Source organism: Candidatus Paracaedibacter acanthamoebae (assembly GCF_000742835.1).
GTDB lineage: Bacteria > Pseudomonadota > Alphaproteobacteria > Paracaedibacterales > Paracaedibacteraceae > Paracaedibacter > Paracaedibacter acanthamoebae.
Genome location: NZ_CP008941.1, coordinates 1,462,903 through 1,482,235, shown reverse-complemented (window position 1 = coordinate 1,482,235; position 19,333 = coordinate 1,462,903). Strand labels below are relative to the sequence as shown.

The following is a 19,333-nucleotide window of genomic DNA, read 5'->3' as shown; positions in this document are numbered from 1 at the left end:
GAATTTAATTAAAAATTTTCCCCTTTGCTTTAAGTAGGCCTCAGGGCCCTTTTAGCCTATAATCAATTTAGGTAGTATTTTATATTATAAACGGAAAGTTAGGTATTTATTATGGAAAAAACAGGAACGGTTAAGTGGTTTAACGCAGAAAAGGGATATGGTTTTATTGTTCTCGATGATAAATCCCCAGATGCTTTCGTACACATTAAGGAAGTTGAAAAAGCAGGTCTTACTTCTCTTAGTGAGAATCAGAGAGTCAGGTTTGATTTGCAGGAAAACAAAGGGAAAATGGCTGTTATTAATTTAAAACTTATCTAGCAGCGTTTTTTAGAATCCATTGCAATAATTGTTGTACGGTTTACAGCCTCAGATGATTCTTATGCGAGCACTTATAATGCTTTTTCTGTTGAACTGTTTACCGTTACACTCTCTTCTCACAGCGTTATTGCAAAAATTTCAGAAGTACAAAATAGTATCTTAAAGGATAAGAATTAAGCTGCTGTTCTGTCCCCATAAAATTTTTGCAGCAAAACCTTTAAAAGCCTCTTTTACCCTATCTATTACTCCAATAAAAATTGTCGTAATTAAGTTAAAAAAGGGAAGTGTATACTGTGATTAAGAATCTTGATAGTTTGATTAGAAACGCCCACTTTAACTATATTAATAGAAGTTTACAAACGAACGGTTCTAAAATCAAAATAACGGATGGTGAGTTACCCATACGGTTGAGCTGTTTAAATTTAAGAGAATAAAATGGATGCTATTACTTACAAAACCACTGCATAGGATGCTATAAAATTTATATGGCCTCAATTCTGGAGGGCGTATGCTATTATATCCTTGGCTATGGGCTTTTTACCTCCCCTTTATATAGAAGCTCAGCGTTTTTACTATGTTAAAATTCTCAGGACAAAATCCTTCTCTCCACCTGACCAGTATTTCAGTTTTTTGCCTCTTAATGAATTTTTTATGGCGATTTTGAATCAGGGAGTATTATAGGCTATTAGTTTTTTTGTAATCCGAGAAATAGTCAGAAATGTTTCTTTTAGCACCTTCAGATTTGCTCCCAGCTTGAGTAATGTAAGAATTATTAAGTTCTTCCTTCTCAAAAATATTATCGCATTCATTATATTAGGACTACTTGAAAAACTTGATACTCTTGGTAGTGAAAATCAGCAAGATATGCTTTTCTGCTTTTCAAAAAGCTTAGGTTTAAATGGGGGGATCTCATCTCAAGTTTCAATAACGGCGTTAATTCTTCAAATTCCCTTAATAATATGTCTTGTGAATCGTGGTCTATTTGGTATCCGATTGCCAGCCATTCTTCTCAGTGAAAAGACTGAAGCGTTCTTAGAAATAGATGAGAACTTACAGAAAAAGGAAACCTAATAAATGTTTAAATCTTAACTCCTCTCTTTACAAGCACATCCAAGCCAATCTCTCATGATTTTGCAGAGCTTGTGTCACGTATTATAGCAACTTAAATTATATAATCCGTCAAGGCCGTACTGTGCACATTGATAGGGGAGGGGAGATACTCCAAAAATGGATATCCATTTATTGAAAATGGCAATGGCGGCAATGCAAGATCAGAAAGCCTTGGCTCAGGAGGTTGCTAAAATGTTGGGAATCACCACTCCCACCTTATATATTTATGTGAATGGAGATGGAACACCGAAAGAGCCAAGACAAAGGTTGCTCGCAGTTTTTTAGGTCCATAAAACCTAGATATAACCTGGCCCTCAAAGAGTATTATTATCAGCCTCAGCGATTTTATTCTTATCTTCATCACTACTTAATGGGATTAACTACCTAGAACCAACGAGGTTGTTTAAATTTCACTAAACACGACTCTGAAAAATCAGGAAGTAATTGTTTGTCTCTTTTTTGTAACAAAACCTTTTCAGGATTTCCTGAAGCATTTGTCTTGATCTCATAGACCTCTAAATTACAGTTGTTGTTATCCAATTTATAACTTAGCTCATAATCTTTACCCTCCTCAAATTTTTGCTGTACAAAGACGCCACACTTATAGATGTAGCTTCCGCTTTGTGCAGCGCTCTGAAACATATAAACTTGAGGGATATTAGCCCTGATAAAGAGCTCTTTTGCAGCATTGTGATGATAGTCCCATAAAGGTATTCCAAGACGTCGAAGACTACTATTAAAATCAAATCCATTTGAAATCCTCATCATTTCATGCCCACCATCACACTTTTTGGACTTGTAACTTCGAATTACAGTTATACCATCTCTGTTTGTAACGAATCTGACTCTTGCTACAGGACCTGATTTAGGTTCTTCATAGCTAACACTTGTACATCCTACAATTGTTAATGCCAGAGGAAATAGGACAATATTGGGAGTAGGAGTTTTGAAGATTTTCTTTTCCATTGGAGACCTTATTTCTAGCATATGAATAAATTTTTACCATCTATCTCAGCTTATTACCGTATAATAGTCAAGAGTTCAGAAGTTCCTCAAATGTGCCTTTAAAATAAAAGAATAATTTATTCACCGCATCTTAAATTATTGAGATAAGGTGAGTAAAAGTGGATGCCTGCTCCTTATTGACGCTCTAAGCCAGGATGTTGGCCTTTTAAGGCATAATAGATAAAACGAATTGGTTCAGGCTTAAATTGAAATCCATAACTGATAAACAAGTAACTGTCAGAGCGAGTATAAACTTTTACATTTAATAAGTCCTAGAAAGAAGATAAATTCTCTCTATCACAATTCCATAAAATTTATGAGACTGCGTTTTTTAGCACATATGATGTCATGGCCTACCTATCAAGATAAGATGCAACAAAGTATGAAATTTTGGAGAGCTTTCCTTTCCTGATTCAATGAATACAATCTGATTGGGGGGCAGAATTTTTAATGCCTTTTATTAGGAAGAACTGATTGATCATTATGTTAAATTTCGTCCCCTTAAACCTAGAAATCCCTATCTCAATGATAAAGTTGAGTAGTCTCAACAAATGGATAAAATAGAATTTTAATCTTTGCTAGCTAATTCCGTTTTTTAGGGTATTGCTTCTGTCCCCATACTTGTTCTATTAAAGAGGCTGAGTGGCTGATTGCTCATTCTCGAATGCCTTTTTGCAAAAATGTTCTTAAATGATTTTAATCAGTTACGGGACTCCTTTTCATACTTAGGGCATGTACTATGGTTAAGCATATGGATTACTTTCAATAAACTGTTTGCATAAACAACTGTGATGAGGAGTTCAATATATTTATTACCTATTAATGGGAGTTTCCTCTAATGAAAAAACTTACTCATACCCTTTCTGTAATTACCCTAGGTGTAATTGAGATCATCAGTTTCTCGAGCACCGTTAAAGCTTATGATTCAACCAATCAGGCAAATCGGAGTGTACACCAGCGAAATAAAAATGACCGTGACGCTCTGAAGGGGGCTCAGCCTGAGCAGGACATTTGCTGGCAATGGAAAAATGAGAATTCTAGGTTACTGCATGAGATTCAAGAATTAAATGGAGATGAAAGCCAACAAGGTCTCCGCATGTATGGAGAGTATATTAACAATCTTAAAAACGAGGCAGAAACAAAGGAGGGACAACTTTATAGTGAGATGCTTAAGCATGCACAAGCTAATTTTAATGTACTTCAGCTATTATATAATCAGGGGAACTTTAGCGCCATTAAATCCTTAGTGTCCCACACAGTCCATTTTGGAGGACAAGTCGTGCCAGGACAATACAAGTACTCTTTTGATATATGGTTATTACCGAAACAGCAATAAGAAGAAGCATTTAAATTAAATGGAGGAGGCCTCCGTTGCCTCCTCCCTAATCTCATAATTTTTTAGGGAGTCCCCCAGTACTGATTTTTCTCCATAAGCTTGATTATGCTCTTCAAGATCTCGCTATTTGAATCTTAAACAAGAGCTGTATGTCATTGGCCAAATGGTAGATTGCTGGTGAACACTACCTTTTTCATAACATTTGTTCACCAGCTGAAGGAGAAGCTAAGCTTGCGTCCCTCCATTAAGTTAGAAGGCTAAAAAGGCAAGGAACTCTCCTTCCTCTCACAACCTCTAGTGTGAAGGATCCCAAAGCACTGCTAAATCAATAAGGGGAAGGTTTTAGAAGAATTGACTTCCTAACTCAACAATGAGCTTTTCTCTATCTTGGTAAATAAGAATGCAAATCTAGTTAATCTAGCCACAATTAAAACTTAGGCTTTGAGACTATCTAAGAGTGCTTGGTAAGTGTAAATTTCTTAGATCTCCTTAACATCCACCTTAGAATTGGCAAGCTGATAATCATCTCAGCCAAAATTTGTGGAATAAGGTAGGCTTCATTAACCACTATCCATGTCCCTATTTTTGTTGGTTCTGGCCAAATTGGATCACCTAGATCAAAAGGCGCACAAGCAATAACCGGCCATACTATAATAGCACTATACATTGTCCAGCTTACCCTGCTCTTTTGGGCCTGAAGGGAGAAAGTAGGATAAGGTTTTGTTAAAGCTTGAAACAGGTATTTTTTATCAAAAATGAAGATAAGCTAACCCCTACCAAAATTAGAAGCCCGACTGCTCCCCAAAAGAAGCATATACCGAGCAATTTATCGGGGTCATTTTCCCCTTTTATAGTTTGGAAATCGAGGAGATAGAGATCTTTTAGGTAATAATTCCAGAGGAGGGAAGAGCCGATCATAACACTGATAAAGGCAATTTCAATTCTAATTCTTTTAAATCACCAATTTTTATAGATGCTTAAGAGATCTTTATAGGTCAGATTGTTTTTCATAATTACACTCTATTAATTGTATGGGTGCTTTTTTTTAAAAGCTTAAGCATAGATAGCCCTATTTCATAAAGCTCTTTGAAGTCATAAGTGACTTCTTTCTCTTCACCCTTGATCCCGATCTCCCTTTTTTTGTAATTAATACTTTGGATAAATCCCACATCACCATTATAGATCTCTTTATCATAATTGTTCTCAATCTGCATAACCTTGTCCCCCCTACTAAACCAGATTCCAAATTTCAGAATACTGGTGGAGGGGGAAGGGGGATTAAGGCTCTGTTGTAATTCCCTATTTAAAGTGCATGCTCCAAGGAGACCCCGGGCCGTGGCACAGAGAACCTGACTATCCTGAACAGGAGAGTAATTAAACTTCTGGGGGATCTTGAAGTTATTTAAAAGGCTGCCATAAAAAATTTAGCCAATAAACCAAGGGTCTTAAGAGGGAGGGTTAGCAGGTCTCACTACTTTCCAATAAGGGCGTTTGGAAGGAGAAATTATTCTTAGTTATGGGCAAATAGGATAACAGTTATGAGGGACGTTTATCTCTCTCACACATACATTCTATGACTGCATTTATGAAGAAAGAATTTTTTGCCTATTCTCAAATTCTTTTGCAATATACTGGGATTGATAGATCAAAGCGTTAAAAGTTTTATTTAACAAAATCTTTTGACGACTCTCAATAGGTTTAAGATCCCCCTCTAGCAGTTTAGGGGAAGTGGGCGCTCTATAGGAAATCATGTAAACTCCTAGATTCTGGATTAAGGAGGCTAATTGATATAATAGGGCCGTATTGATTAAGAACGAAGGCTCAAATGTAAGAGTAAAAATCCCATATATTTTTGTACCTATACCAATGGGAACTGAAATCCCATTCTCAATACCGTAATGACTGGACTTATTAAGTAACTTCAATAAAGAAGGTGAGTTTATGCTAGGAAACTGGCCCCGACAAGTTCCCCAAGCATAAGGTAAAAGCGTGTGACACCCATGTAATAAGATAGGATCACTATTCATCATTTCCTTATTGAAATATTCCTTTGCCCATTCTGCGGGATAGTTAGTAAACAACTCTTCATCAGCCATTTTTTGATCAAAGATGGTTAATCCAATTCCATACTCATAATTTCCATGATCGTAAAGGACATCCTTTTCAACATTTAAATAGAAAGTATAGTATTGATAGGGGATACTTTGCAGAATATTTTGAATTAAATTATTTGAAGGGACCTTATCTAAGGGAAGGTCTGTACTAGTTAAATCGAAATTTTTTTCCATTTATATCTACCCTTACTTATTTTTTATAATCCTAGATATATACAATAAATTTGAAGAAAATAATAGGAAATTATTAGGCATTCCTTTTAGGGTAGTGATAGTCAAGTTTTTAGCTTTAATAGACTCTCTCCTTTTTAAAATTTTAATTAAGCACCCTAACTTTAAAAGGGCATCATACATCAATTTAAGTTTATCCATTTTATTCGAAATTTTTTATCTATATAGAGAGCACTTAATGACTTGTTCAATGCTGGCATTAATCCTAATTATAGGTTGACTTTTAAGGAAACTTTTCCTAATGATTGGATTGGGTACGACCGAGTTATTGTGTCTAAAACTTCTACAAAGAGTGTTTGCGTTTATATGTATATCCTCAGAATTAAATTAGTGGTTCCTTCAAAAATTCTTTCTTTTCAAAAAATTTAAACACAATAATTACAGAAGTCGGCTGCTGTAAATTTGAATATTATATTCATTAGATTTATATGCCCAGAATTAAATTTTTATATTTTTGAAGTATATAGCAAAAAAATTACTTATCATTTCAATACATTAATGAATCGAGGGATATATATTACATATACTTAAATTTTGAAATAGGCTTTTAATAAGTTGCAACTCTTCATCCCTATGTTAGCTACTTTAAGTAGTTGAAAGCTCTATGGCGTGTCATTAGAAAAATTCCTTTACGAAGATAAGTTCGATGCTTTCCTGTAATTAACGGTACCGTTCCTTTCCCGATTAAATTCATAACGAGTGATAAATAGAGTCGTAGGGATAATCACCGCAATTCCTAAGACAGTAAACCAATCAGGGATTTCCGCAAAAAAAATAAAACCAAAAGCAACTGAAATCACTAATTCAAGATATCGAAAGGGAGCTAAAGCAGCTGTATCAACGGCAGTGAATGCTTTTAAAACACAATATAAGAGAAAGTTAGACCCTATTCCCAACCCCAGCAGAAGACTTAATTGCTGGAAAGAGGGGAGATTGCTTTCTACATAAGCAGGCCCAGCACTGAGAGTTGCTGTAAAAAATGCGGAGTAAAAAAGCATACTGAGCATACTTTCTTGTAGGATAAATTTCTTGTTTATTATATCAAGTACAGCAAACATGGACGCTGCAATAATAAGGTTAAGGCCTATATGGGGGAAACCTATGACAGTTGGGCTTAAGATGATGAGGATTCCTATAAACCCTACTAACGTTGCCAAAAAGCGGTGCCATCCTATCAGCTCTTTCAAGAAGATCCGTGCCAAAGCAAGAGTAAATAAGGGGATTGAAAAGCTTAAAGCTGTCACTGTCGCCATAGGGACGACCGTTAGCCCTTGACACCATAAGGTAATACCGAGACATAAAAGACCGGCTCTTAAGAGATGCAGAGAAGGTCTCTTTGTTTTCCAGGAAGAAGGTCCCCTCCATATCATGAAAGGAACGAGCGTTATCGACGCAAATAAGAAACGCCAAAATATGATGTCTACACAGGATAAATCTTGCCCTAAAAATTTAGTCAGAAGGTCATTTGTATTGCTAACAAATAAACTCAGAATAAACCAGAAAATGCTCCTCAAATAGGAATTCTTTAGAAAAAATGGATTCTGTTTAAAAAAAGAGGGTTTGAGGGAGGTTGCCATTATAGACTCCAGGGGTAGGGGGTTAGGACAGCCTAAGATATAACAGTGTAGAATAAAAGTCCGTAGGCCTTGTTAGAGCCAAAAACTTTATGGACTACCGCTGTATCTTTTCTTGAGCCGTATTCGTAAAGTGCTGATAAGGTAAAGGCTCCTATCGACACTGACATACATTTATATTAATAACCGAACAAAATCAAACGGATAGACAGAAAAAATATGCCCGTTGCCATAAAATTTATATTTTTGTCTTTCTACCCCTTTTACCGTTGCGGAAGAGAGGGGGGGAGGGAAGGAGTAAGCTTTAAATGCCTGTTCAGCTCAAAGAGTATAAAGAATTTCTAAGCACCAAAAAGTTGAAGAGATAAAGATAGAAAAGAGAAAAATTTTTAAGCAATATTTATAACCTATCAAAGGTAGAAAGAATGAGAGAAAGAAGTCAGTCCTATTTTATGGTCTTATTTTACAAGGCGCTGATTTTTAATAATTTTGTAGAATTAAGAATAGAAGAAGTAGAGTAAAGCATCCCGTATATGGATATTAAAGAGAAGGTTTATTTATTTTTTCGCTCTTCAATTTTCGTTGTAAACTCTATAATTCCTTGTGTATATTTTCCACTTCTTTGTATTAATTTAGATAAAGTTATCGTATATTCGCAAAAAGTTAAAAGTATGACGGAGGTTTGAAAGGACAATGAGAAAAAAGTTGAATTTGATAAAAGATATATCTGGAATGAATATCTTCCCATCAAATGAACTTATTCAAAATATTCTACAGGGTATCCCCTATCAGTACTATACCCTTTATCTCAATATAGAGGACGACATTTTTTATGATTTAGAACATTATGAGGCGGGCGAAGGTCTAAATTTACTCGACTATAAACTAACGGACCATGCCTTATTTACGAACTATCCCGAAAAATGGCAAGATGAATATTTTAATAGAGAAATGATGGAGTATGATCCTGTCTTATTACATGGGTGCCACACCCTCTTTCCTTATACGTGGGGAAGATATAGCTCAACCTTGCCTCATCTGAATTCAAAAAATCTTCTAAAATTGTTGAAGCAATCACGTAATTTTGGCATTGAGAATGGGATTTCAGTTCCAATCGGAATGGGAATAAAGATATATGGGATTTTTACTATAACATTTGATAATACCCTTATCCTTAATGGGGATATAGTCTATCAAATAGCCTCCCTCCTCCAAAATTTAGGAACTTACATTGTATCTTATGAAGCTCCGACCCCCCTTAAGCCTTTAAATGGACGTCAAAAGCTTATATTAATGCAAAGCTTTAATGCTCTCCTCCAACAATCGAACCATCTCAAAGAAAAATTTGAACAGCTTCTTCAGCTTAATTCTCATAATCTTTCTCCGGCCTTTCAATCAGCGCCTCAGGTAAATTTAGCTTATCCGTAATATCTATCTATTAACTTCTCGAAGAAATACATCTTCTGAAAGAAGGGGGAGGGTAGAGGAAGACTATATAAGCCCCCTCTAGTATTTTCCTTCTTTGACTTTCTTTAAGCCTAAGATTTTAGAGTTATAAACTGAAAGAATATTAGGCTTTCTTTCTTCCTAAATTTTATAAGGGTTATAGAGTTTTGAAAAACTCTCCTCCTCTGTTGAAAAGTTATCCCATGCATTGGCATTATAATTGATTAGCATATTAATTCCCTGCCTTTTTCTTCTCTAAGGATTGAAGAATGCTTTCAGAAATGGGTAAAACACCTATAATTGTTTTTGTCTCCCCTATTTGGACGACATCTGTAATTCTTTCAACCGGCCAGCCTGCTAATCTCAACGTTCTCTCCATTCGCACATCCACTACCGTAATGATACGGGAGAATCTTTCCATAAGACCAAATTTAAGGACCCCAATAAATAAGTCAATTGTCTGATCCCTTAAGAATTGTGAGCTCATGGTCGGTGTCACTTCTAATCCAAACCGACTACTTTCTAATAAAAAGGGATCTCTTTTAACAGGAATCTCTCCAAAGTACTTTGAGAAAATATCATAAGTTAAATTGGGGGCCTCCGAAGGGGCTAATCGAACCCCTCCAATGACTTTCCCCTCATGAATCGATAAAAGGAAGTGGGACTGGGCGGCATCAAATTCGTCTACTTCTCGGTCATCTTCGATATTAACCGCCCATTTCATCCGATCATAAAATATTTTCTTTCGCGCTTTTTGAAAGCCATGCACCAGCTCTTGGTTATAAATAAAGGATTGAGGGGGAAGATGAATCAACATTTAAAAAACTCCTTTCGTTGTTACATACCGTAATTAGGGACGAAAAGGAGTTATTCAAGATACTGTTAGGGCGAAATCTGCCCTAACATTCAAATAATCCAATAATATAACAAGTATAAAATTATAATCCATTATTTTTATTATTAAAATATTTTAAGTGCTTTGTAATTTACCTATTTTATAGATATAGGCAGGGGAATTTTCTAGAAAATTCTAATCTGAGTTCTTTAAAATTAATTTGGTGAGGCTATCCTTCTTTCTAGAAGATTTATTTCCAATTTCTATAAGTTCGGGCGAGGGGGATTTTTATGGTCTGGTTGGTTAGAAGGTAAACATATGATGAGATCTGAAATAAATATAATTAAATCTATAAAAAAAAGACACTGATATACCTCTCAAAATTATTAATTTAATAATATCGACTGACAAACATCATAATTATTGCTTTTAAAAATAATTTCTTCAGATTCAAGAGCGCATAACGCATCCCACTGGACTTTAACTAGCTCATAAGTTCTATTGCCAGCCTCATCCCTAGTTTCATAAATACGACGTGATTTAAAATTCTCTTCAATACCAGCAATCTGGTTGCAAAGATCAAATCTAAGCTGTTATCAAAAATCAGTTTCTTTATAGGGCTCATTTCCAATTCTCTATAGTTGTTTAAGCTGTTTTTAACAGCTATATTTTGGTTGGTTATTTTGCTGCAAGCAGTAGCCTCTTCCTAAAATCTTAAAGTTAAAACGGTGTCGTCAAGTTGTTTAGAGGGAAGAAGATAGACGGTCCTTCTGCCTTCCTTATTAGGCATAATGGTGGTGTGAAGCCACAATCTCATTAAAGATAGTAATGGATTGAATAAACTTTTGCCGATACTCTTTGGCGCTCTGTTTATACCGTCCTACTTTTAAAAGGTTAAGAAAAGCGCCCATACTGCTCAAAAATCTTTGAGCACTTGGTACACTTTTGAATCCCCTCATTTGTCTCTCTTTCTCTCTTGTTGGTTGATGACTATTTTCTATTCTATTGTTCAAGCTTTTGTGTGATCGATGCTCCGCAGATTGGAGTAAAATTCTATGGGCCTTTTTATAGCTTCTCAGCTTATCTGTCACCATGACGCCAGGAAGCATGCCTAATTTTTTAAGCGCTCGCTTTAAAAATCTTATGGCTGATTTAGCATTTCTTCTCCCTCACCATCAATCAGCCGCCATAACCAGAAAACTTCCCCTTTTATCTTTACTCTCACCTCATCAATATGCCATTTGGCTTTAAAAGCTGACCCTCTTTTTTGACGAATGTCTCTAGCATAAACAGGACCCCAGGTTTGGCACCAATTTCGAATCGTTTCATAAGTAACAGATAGGCCTCTATCCTCAAGCATTTCGCTTAAATCTCTTAAGCTTATCTTATAACGGTAATAGTAACGAACAGCAAAGCCGATAACACTTTTGGGAAGACGATATCCTTTATAATGATCTCGCATGATGAAAGATTTTCTCTTATTTTTGCAAGAATCTTACAATAACTACATCTCCATCTCAATAACTTGACGATACCGTTTGAAGTATACCTTAAAGTAACAAATTTTAAGTGCCGGGATAATTTCTTAACCATCCCTATGCTTATCTCGAACTGACGTTAATTAGGGAGACTTCCTTCCATCCAATTGACCAGACAATCAAATTTTTTATCTGAAATACGTGTTGCATGATTAAGGATCTCTTCTCCCTTTCTATACCCGTAGGTATGTATCCCAGTGCAATAATAGCCATACGGACTCTCAAGTTTTGTCCAAACTCCGCTACCACTTTGCCCACCTGAAGTATCAAGCTTATAGCTAAAGGTTTCAGCTGTTACTTTCTTTACCACTCCCTCCATAGTCCACATCTGTGTGCCATTTATTCTTTCTTCATATCCCTTTGTCTGTACTGAACCTGGGTAACCTGTCACGTTAATAGAAGACAAATTGTGTAGATATTTATCCGATCCTGAGAGAATTCCACACCAGCCGGTTTGATTTCCAATGTCTTTATCAAGGATTAGCATTCCAAAATCCCATTCCCCTTTCTCTTCCTCTACCCATCCTTTTACCGTAATAAGGTGGGTAACCCTAACACTTCCAAAGGGGGATCGTTCTCCATTCTGCCCTGGTGTAAAGGTAATTGATTCTGCCCACCCACCGTAATCGGAATTGTATAAACAATGCCCTGCAGTAAGAACATGATAGGGGCTTATTAGGGTACCACTTCCAATATAAAACTTCTTATTTGGAAATATCATTTCTAAGTGGCCGTGCATACGCCAAGGAGATTCGTCTGTATTATAAATTCTAATCCTTTCATCTCTCCCAATAGGAGAGCCTATGAATTTAGGAGATAGTGTCGGCTCGTAGTTTGCTACCTTAATATCATGGTAGTCATAGACCCTTACAGAGTCCAACTTAGGTAGTAAGGAACCTCCCCTTATTTTCTTGTATACAGTGGCTTCAGGTCGGTAGCGAGAAGGTGTAACTTTTTTTGAAATATGCACACTACGCATTTCAAGTAGTGGTTGGGGAGTTGTATCTCTCTCTATCTGTTGTGTATTCTCAAGCTGAGAGTCACCTATACAGTCTTTAAGAAATGGGAAACAACCAACCAAAGACTCTGCACTCCAAGACTCTCCACCATAAGGCATAGAAAGCAGATTTATTAAAATAAATATTCCTAACCTCCGATTAAAATAGCTCTTTCCCATTGTTTTCTTCCTTATAATAAATATTAAGTTTTTAGCCTTTTTAAAAATATAAGAAAATTTAATCTTGCCTATCCGTTAAATTTACTTAAGTTAGACACTTAAGTAAAAAATAAGACAGCAAGCCAGCGAAACCTTGGTATATCTCACAGGAAATTTCTTAATGATAAATATGATTTCTGGATAGGAGAGGTATACGTCACCAGGTACTGTTAGAATAAATTGGCTCTGTTGCAAAAATTTTTACTGTGCAATAATGTTTTATAAGCAAGACATAATTTAAAGCTTTTCTTATAAACTAACGCGCAAAATTTCAAATTTAATTTTAAAAATTTGAAACAAAATTACTTTCCCAAAATTTTTGCAACATATATGACCTGAGCGTGAATGCAAGAGTTAATTTTAAAGATAATATGAGATGCGGACATATATTCGGTCTTTATGTGAAGATTATCCTTCTGACCCAGATGGTGTATCCGATCACTTCTTGTCCTTATCAGAACCGAGGTTTTTATAAACCGTGTTGCAAAACAGGATCTCAAGAAGCTGGTAACTCAATTTGTCATCTTTTAGTTTTACTCTAGCAAACCTCGGTGGTAGGTTATCCTTGCAGCTTATAGGTATCTTATAGGTAGCCTACCGGCTAATGAGCAGAACGGTATTCGGCTTGGTGAGCTAAAAGGGCCCAGACAATCCGAGCATTCTTATTCGCTAAGGCAACATAAGCTTTGTGCTTACCACATCGCTTAATCAGATCCCTTAACCAATCGGAGTGCTTCTTAGCCAGACTAATAAAGGCTCTCACTCCATGGATTAGCAAGGTTCTTAAGTAGCAGTCACCCCTTTTGCTAATCCCAAGCAGAAGCTTTTTATTGCCGCTAGAATATTGACGAGGAACTAATCCTAGCCAAGCGGCTAAGTGACGACCATTTTTAAAGTTGCTCACATCTCCAATAGCAGCAACCAAAGCTGTAGCCGTTAAAGGACCAATGCCTTCAACTTGTTTAATCTTTTGGCAGGACTCATTTTCCTGACAAATCTTGGCTATGCGCTGATCCAGAGCTTTAACTCTTTCGTCGAGTTCTAGAAGTTCTTGGTGAAGCTGTGAGAAGATTTCAAGCGCTAAGCTCGTCAGCTGATTGTCCTGGTTTTCCAGAAACTGAGGTAGTTTCTTTCTCAAACATCTAATCCCTTGAGGAGCAACAAGGTCATATTCACTTAGAAGGCCTCTGATCTGGTTAGCAAGCGCTGTCCTTTGTTGAATAACTCTTTGACGATAACGATGCAGAGATTGGATATCTTGTTGATCTGTATTTTTAATAGGGACAAATCTCCTATTTGGCCGGGTCACAGCTTCACAGATAGCCTCAGCGTCGTTGGCATCATTCTTATTGGTCTTAACATATGGCTTAACATATTGGGGGCTCATCAACTTGACTTCATGTCTAAAACGCTGAAATTGTCGAGCCCAATAATGAGACCCGCTACATGATTCCATGCCGATAAGACAATGGGGAAGATTAGCAATAATGCTAATTAATTGCTCACGTCCTACGCGCTTCTTTAATACTGTCTTTCCATGAGCATCTACGCCATGTAGCTGAAATACTCGCTTAGCAATATCGATCCCTAATGTTTTTATTGTCATGGTATAATCCTTATTAGTTGTTGCGTCTTTAGATTAGACCTTTTACAGATCTTCTATAGTCGCTCAGGTCATACCATCAGAACCTGTTTTTTTAATAAGTCGCACTGTACCAATTCTTTAAATAACTGATTATGGTGTTCAGGCGCTGTCATTAGAGCTAATTTCTCCTGTAAGCCTTTCTGACCCACTTATTTCATTTTGCCAATTATGGAAAATTTCCAAATTATGGCAAAATTTCTCCTTAGGTACCTCCATAATAAAGGCTTTATCGTGAAGCCGAGGATCTTGTAAGAAATATTTTAAGGATGCATTAATTTTTCCTTCTAGAAGGCCGGCATGGCGATCAATACCGCTGGAAAAATCTCCTCGCGAATCGTTGAAATGGAGAAGAGGGATATTCTCTAAACCAATTAGAGAATCAAGTTGATCTAGAAATTTTTTTGGATCTTTATGGAGGGGGTAGCCTGCAGCAAATGCATGACAGGTATCGAGGCAAACTCCCAGCGATGTATTTTCAATTAATTTTGCAATATCTTCGAATCTTTTTCCTAATCTTTTATCTCCGCCTGCAGCATTTTCTATCAATATTCTTACCTTGCTTTGCGATTGTTCCATAGCCTCACTAATGCCTTTTCTAATTTGTGCAATATCCAGTGACCCCGGATGGAGAACAATATATTCGACCCCAAGCATATGTGCTTTATCAAGGTCGTCTTTAAGACTTTGGATGCTTTTTTTCCATAAATCTCCTGAAGATCCTAGGTTAATAAGATAGGATGAATGGATGGCAATTGTACGGATTCGGCTGATTGACCGGGCTGTATGGAAGCTTTCTGCCTCTAACGGCTTTAATTCACGAGTTCTCCAGCATCTGGGGCTCTTTGCAAATAGTTGTATTGCTGTAAGGTTAAATTGGTTGGCTTCAATAATCGCATTAGCATAACCTTTTGGCCCACTTATGCTGATATGAAATCCAATATCCAATACGTCCCCCTTCCTTTGATGTCTCTTGGTCATTTATCTAGTTCTAAAAGAGCTCCCTTTTAAGGATCTACGGTTAATGATTAAAGTTATTCGCAACAAGTTGTTAAAGTCTAGGTAAAGTTCTGAACACAAATCCCCAATTAAAAGGTTCGGTTTGAATGTTCGTTCCGTTGCAAATTCTTGAGAAGTTGGTAGGTTAAGGAGGAACTAGGGGAGTAATATGGGCACTGTTGCCGCTGCCCCAGAAGGGGGGTGTGCAGTTAAGAGGCATCGTCATGGCGATCTATTAATTTGCCGTTAACTTGATTGAGCCATTAAAAAGTACATGCAGGTCTCCTTAAGTTTAGAGTTAAGAATTAACTCATTAAGAAACCGGATATATGACTGCAATATTCTTCTTAGGGTTGACAATTTTTATCTTGCAATACGGATCGGTCCATATATTGTAAGTCCGGCTAATGCTATAAAGAGCTTAAGAAGGAAATAACTTTCTTCTTGGCAGAGAAGAAAGTTATGGGGTTGAAAGGCCGTCCATATATGGGCTTATAAGGCCGTCGTCATCTGGGTCTTCATCCCCAATTCCTTCGAGACGTTTGAATAGTTGTATGGGTTTATCGCCCGCTTACAATCTGAAATACTCTAAACTCTTGAGGCATTTATGACGATTTCATCTTATCATAGCTTTATTGGGATTGATATCTCCAAAGCAGACTTTGTCGTTGCCATCCATGGCCTAAAAATAACGACAATATACCCAAATACTCCCTTAGGGTGGCGTAATTTTTTAACGGAGCACCAAGATTTATCTGAGGCTTTAGTGATTTTAGAAACGACAGGAGGTTATGAACTGGGACTCGCTCTCTTTCTATTAGAGCAGGGAGTAAAAGTTCATAGAGCCGATACTCGCAAGGTTAAAAACTTTATCCGCTCTTGGGGACAACTGGGAAAATCGGATCGTATTGACGCTTTAGGTCTTGCTGGATATGGCTCCGAGCGCCACGCTCATCTACCTCTCTTCCAACCCCGCCAAGAACATCATCAACAACTTTACGAGCTGATTCAGCGGCGCCTCGACCTTAAACAAATGCTTGTCCAGGAAAAGAATCGTCTGCACCTGCCCGCCAGTCCAGCCATCCTCAAAAGCTATCAGACTCTTATCCTTTGCTTGGAAACGCAACTCACTGAAATTGAAGGCCTTTTGGAGAAACTTCTTCAGACTGACCCTGTTCTTAGCCAGCGCTATCACACTCTCCAGGAGATTGCAGGAGTCGGTCCTATCGTAGCCACCACTCTTTTGGGATTACTGCCGGAACTGGGAACTCTGAACCGACGCCAAATAGCCAACCTTGCAGGATTAGCTCCTCATCCTTGTGAAAGCGGGAAAGCAGTGGGCTATAGAAGGACGAAAGGAGGCAGAGTCGATGTTAAACGCATTCTCTTTATGGCTGCTATGACAGCCAGGAGAACTGATAGTCCTCTTAAGGCTTTTTATGAAAACCTTATCAAAAGAGGTAAAAAGAAAATGGTCGCTTTGACGGCTCTTATGCGTAAAATCGTCATCATTGCTAATGCTAAGCTTAAGTCCTTACAAACATAGCAACTGTGTTTTTTAAGTCTGTGCATCTTTATGATAAAAATGCAGTTTCAATGTAGCATTAAGGATGATCAGAAGCTTGCGCATACATGCTGTTAAGGCAACCTTTTTCTTTTTACCCTTGGCAATTAACCGATCATAAAAAGATTTGATCTTAGAGTTGTATCGGCTAGCAGAAATCGTTGCCATGTAAAGAGCACAGCGTACTGTTTTTCTGCCGCCCGAGGTTTTTTGATACCCCTTCCATGACCCGCTTTCTCGATTGTGAGGCGCTACTCCTACTAATGCGGCTATTTCTTTGTTATTAAGTTGACCTAATTCAGGCAATTGAGACAGTAAGATAGATGTACAGACCTTTCCTATGCCTTTTTCAGTATTGAGAAGGGTTGCTTTTCTCTGTAAGTTATCTGTTTCATGAATGCAGCGCTGAATTTCTTGATCAATGGTTAAAATCTGAGACTTTAAAGAGTCAAGATTTTTCTTTATAGACGCTATGATAATCGGATTGTCCTGGTGCTCTAAGTATTGTTTCTCCAAACGGATTAAATTAGTTACTTGAGTACGCCGTTGAACCCAGCATCTTAAGTCATTTGAGGTTAAAGCAGTCTCTATCGAGGTCAGTTTAGGCTGCATTTTAAGCCCATATTCTGCTAAAAGGGCTGCATCAATGAGGTCTGTTTTAGCAATTATCCCTTTAGCTTGAGCAAATTTTCTAACTTGAAGGGCATGAACCATAGAAAAAGGAATGCCATTTTCACAAAGGAATTTTAATAATTTCTTTTCATATCCCCCACTTGGTTCAAAAACAACACAATCGACGGTATTTTTAGCAATAAAGGCAGAAAGCAATTTTAATCCACAAGCATTATTTTGATAACGCTGAGTCTGTTTAAGGGTTGAATGATAAAGATCTAGGTACTGTTTTGATATATCAATCCCGATAGTTGCAGTAAAGGTATGGGTCATGTCATAATCCTACTTGTCTACGAGCATAAAAGCTCAGCCAACTGTTCGATAAATAGACGAAGAGGGGGCAATTCCCTCTATGTGACGGTTATGAGTAACCGAGTTGATAACGAATATGCCCCCTCGATCAGAAAGGGACGGCCGTCCCTTTCTGATCATCAAGTCATCTTGATAAATTTATCTTATATCATTTCAAATAGACAAGTTGATGACGATGCCCTCCTAGATAGAACACTAATTTCGCAGCGAATTCTCAATTTCTTGTGGGTGCTTTGATATTGCGTAAAGATATGCTAGAACCGCTTGATCTGGATGTCGTCTATTATGTTCCCAGTTGCGAAGTGTATATAAATTAAACCCATAACGAGCAGCAAATTCCTTTTGAGTCATATTTAAAGCTTTTCGTACTTCCCGAGGGTTTATGGATTCTGGAATACTCACAGCTTTTACCGTTTTATGCTTAGTCGTTTTGCCTTTGTTTTTATCACCTTTCGCAAATTCAACAGCTTCTTTCATTGATTCAATTAATCTGTTACCCATGTTAAACTCCATACTCATTAATAAGCTCATCTACTAAATTATTTAGCTCTTTTTTCTCAGAAGGAGATAGATCTTCTTTTCTTGATTTTACGTAAATATCTAAAAGAAATAGTGGCATATCAAAATTGTAAAAGAAGTAAATAACCCTGGTACCACCTCTTTTCCCTTTTTGGTTAGCTTGCCATCTAAGTTTGGCGAATACCTCTTAAACCAGGAATGACATCACCAACTTCTGGGTTAGTAGCTAAATAATTCTTTAACTCGCCAATTTCATCTTCATGGATTAGTTTCTTGGACTCTTTGATGAAAAACGTAGTTTCCACAATAGTTACCAAGTTAAATCCTGTATCATCTCTTTTCATATATTAATTATAAGCCATTGACTTTCTAAGTCAATGGCTTAGTTGAGATTAGTATCAAAAAAAGACCCTTTTACGAGGTTGGCATTCAGCAACGGCTTTCAGATTATAAGCTATAGGTTGTGGCTCTGTGCCTAGGGTATGTCTGTAATAGGGGTCGAAAGATGAAAATCAGAACGCATTGGATAGTCATGACCTATGAAAATCTATAGTGGTTAACATGCTTCCCACTCCAAATTCAATAATTGTATCAACCTGATGACGTAAGGTATCCAAAATCAAGCCATTTTACTCAAAGCCATGGCCTCTTCGCCGGTGCAGAGAGAATCAGGAAAGACGATAAGATATTTTCGTGAGATAAAAGACTTATTGAGCTCTCTACTCATTGTTTAAGGTTAGGATGGTTGCTTAAGATTTATAACAATGATCCGAGCCTTAGCATTGTTAGGTAAGTACAGCCAAACAAACCATTGTTACCTTTGGCAAGCCTACAGTAATTACCTAGCTGGGTATGATCTTATTAACCTTTTATGTTAAGATTCTGAACTTATGTATGAAAGT

At 37.1% G+C, this 19,333-nt stretch carries 19 protein-coding genes and 1 pseudogene; 6 read left to right on the top strand and 14 right to left on the bottom strand.

Annotated features, from left to right (window positions below; translation table 11 throughout):
- Positions 1-111 precede the first annotated feature (111 nt).
- The 3 genes from ID47_RS06695 (at position 112) to ID47_RS12930 (ending at position 1,713) form a co-directional block, all read left to right on the top strand.
- Positions 112-318: a cold-shock protein gene (locus ID47_RS06695; RefSeq protein WP_038465079.1), complete on the top strand. Its 207-nt coding sequence runs from the start codon at positions 112-114 to the stop codon at positions 316-318.
- Positions 319-1,071: 753 nt separating this feature from the next.
- Positions 1,072-1,389 carry a hypothetical protein gene (locus ID47_RS06690; protein WP_038465076.1) on the top strand — a complete coding sequence of 106 codons (318 nt, stop codon included), beginning with the start codon at positions 1,072-1,074 and terminating at the stop codon, positions 1,387-1,389.
- Positions 1,390-1,545: 156 nt separating this feature from the next.
- Positions 1,546-1,713 (top strand): hypothetical protein, encoded by a 168-nt coding sequence (locus tag ID47_RS12930; RefSeq protein ID WP_198022256.1) that lies wholly within the window; start codon positions 1,546-1,548, stop codon positions 1,711-1,713.
- 99 nt (positions 1,714-1,812) lie between these two features.
- On the opposite strand, the gene ID47_RS06685 is transcribed toward ID47_RS12930, so the two are convergent.
- The gene (locus ID47_RS06685; protein WP_038465074.1) at positions 1,813-2,394 is read right to left on the bottom strand and encodes a hypothetical protein; all 582 of its coding nucleotides are present in this window, start codon (positions 2,392-2,394) and stop codon (positions 1,813-1,815) included.
- 877 nt (positions 2,395-3,271) lie between these two features.
- On the opposite strand from ID47_RS06685, the gene ID47_RS06680 reads away from it, so the two are divergent.
- The gene (locus tag ID47_RS06680; protein WP_038465072.1) at positions 3,272-3,769 is read left to right on the top strand and encodes a hypothetical protein; all 498 of its coding nucleotides are present in this window, start codon (positions 3,272-3,274) and stop codon (positions 3,767-3,769) included.
- Positions 3,770-4,220: 451 nt separating this feature from the next.
- Here the strand turns inward: ID47_RS06680 and ID47_RS06675 are convergent, their stop codons facing one another.
- From ID47_RS06675 to ID47_RS06660, 4 genes are all read right to left on the bottom strand, one after another.
- Positions 4,221-4,436: a hypothetical protein gene (locus tag ID47_RS06675; protein ID WP_038465070.1), complete on the bottom strand. Its 216-nt coding sequence runs from the start codon at positions 4,434-4,436 to the stop codon at positions 4,221-4,223.
- 346 nt (positions 4,437-4,782) lie between these two features.
- Positions 4,783-5,160: a hypothetical protein gene (locus ID47_RS13710; protein ID WP_269516748.1), complete on the bottom strand. Its 378-nt coding sequence runs from the start codon at positions 5,158-5,160 to the stop codon at positions 4,783-4,785.
- A 192-nt stretch (positions 5,161-5,352) separates the two neighbouring features.
- Positions 5,353-6,057, bottom strand: coding sequence for an autoinducer binding domain-containing protein (locus tag ID47_RS06665; RefSeq protein WP_038465065.1), 705 nt, complete (start codon positions 6,055-6,057; stop codon positions 5,353-5,355).
- A 686-nt stretch (positions 6,058-6,743) separates the two neighbouring features.
- The gene (locus ID47_RS06660) at positions 6,744-7,691 is read right to left on the bottom strand and encodes a DMT family transporter (RefSeq protein WP_051908706.1); all 948 of its coding nucleotides are present in this window, start codon (positions 7,689-7,691) and stop codon (positions 6,744-6,746) included.
- Positions 7,692-8,420: 729 nt separating this feature from the next.
- Here ID47_RS06660 and ID47_RS06655 point away from each other — a divergent pair.
- Positions 8,421-9,116, top strand: coding sequence for an autoinducer binding domain-containing protein (locus tag ID47_RS06655; protein ID WP_038465063.1), 696 nt, complete (start codon positions 8,421-8,423; stop codon positions 9,114-9,116).
- Between the two features lie 250 nt (positions 9,117-9,366).
- Here ID47_RS06655 and ID47_RS11825 read toward each other — a convergent pair whose 3' ends face one another.
- The 5 genes and pseudogenes from ID47_RS11825 to ID47_RS06630 all read right to left on the bottom strand — a co-directional run bounded on the left by ID47_RS11825 (position 9,367) and on the right by ID47_RS06630 (position 15,313).
- The gene (locus ID47_RS11825; RefSeq protein WP_051908705.1) at positions 9,367-9,951 is read right to left on the bottom strand and encodes an acyl-homoserine-lactone synthase; all 585 of its coding nucleotides are present in this window, start codon (positions 9,949-9,951) and stop codon (positions 9,367-9,369) included.
- Between the two features lie 800 nt (positions 9,952-10,751).
- Positions 10,752-11,329, bottom strand: a pseudogene (locus ID47_RS13500) (IS6 family transposase).
- 257 nt (positions 11,330-11,586) lie between these two features.
- Complete coding sequence (locus ID47_RS11810) at positions 11,587-12,684, bottom strand: trypsin-like serine peptidase (RefSeq protein WP_051908702.1); 1,098 nt, start codon at positions 12,682-12,684, stop codon at positions 11,587-11,589.
- Between the two features lie 640 nt (positions 12,685-13,324).
- On the bottom strand, positions 13,325-14,329 hold the full coding sequence (locus tag ID47_RS06635) for an IS110 family RNA-guided transposase (RefSeq protein WP_038465061.1): 1,005 nt from the start codon (positions 14,327-14,329) through the stop codon (positions 13,325-13,327).
- Positions 14,330-14,467: 138 nt separating this feature from the next.
- Positions 14,468-15,313 (bottom strand): deoxyribonuclease IV, encoded by an 846-nt coding sequence (locus tag ID47_RS06630; RefSeq protein WP_075261573.1) that lies wholly within the window; start codon positions 15,311-15,313, stop codon positions 14,468-14,470.
- A 664-nt stretch (positions 15,314-15,977) separates the two neighbouring features.
- On the opposite strand from ID47_RS06630, the gene ID47_RS06625 reads away from it, so the two are divergent.
- Complete coding sequence (locus ID47_RS06625) at positions 15,978-16,910, top strand: IS110 family transposase (protein ID WP_156956763.1); 933 nt, start codon at positions 15,978-15,980, stop codon at positions 16,908-16,910.
- Between the two features lie 12 nt (positions 16,911-16,922).
- On the opposite strand, the gene ID47_RS06620 is transcribed toward ID47_RS06625, so the two are convergent.
- From ID47_RS06620 to ID47_RS13250, 4 genes are all read right to left on the bottom strand, one after another.
- Positions 16,923-17,873, bottom strand: a complete 951-nt coding sequence (locus ID47_RS06620; protein WP_038465057.1) for an IS110 family RNA-guided transposase — start codon at positions 17,871-17,873, stop codon at positions 16,923-16,925.
- Between the two features lie 33 nt (positions 17,874-17,906).
- Positions 17,907-18,032, bottom strand: coding sequence for a hypothetical protein (locus ID47_RS13705; protein WP_269516636.1), 126 nt, complete (start codon positions 18,030-18,032; stop codon positions 17,907-17,909).
- 75 nt (positions 18,033-18,107) lie between these two features.
- Positions 18,108-18,413 (bottom strand): helix-turn-helix domain-containing protein, encoded by a 306-nt coding sequence (locus ID47_RS06615; RefSeq protein ID WP_038465055.1) that lies wholly within the window; start codon positions 18,411-18,413, stop codon positions 18,108-18,110.
- A 185-nt stretch (positions 18,414-18,598) separates the two neighbouring features.
- Entirely contained in the window at positions 18,599-18,775 is a 177-nt protein-coding gene (locus tag ID47_RS13250) for a hypothetical protein (RefSeq protein ID WP_198022255.1), read from the bottom strand.
- Positions 18,776-19,333 lie beyond the last annotated feature (558 nt).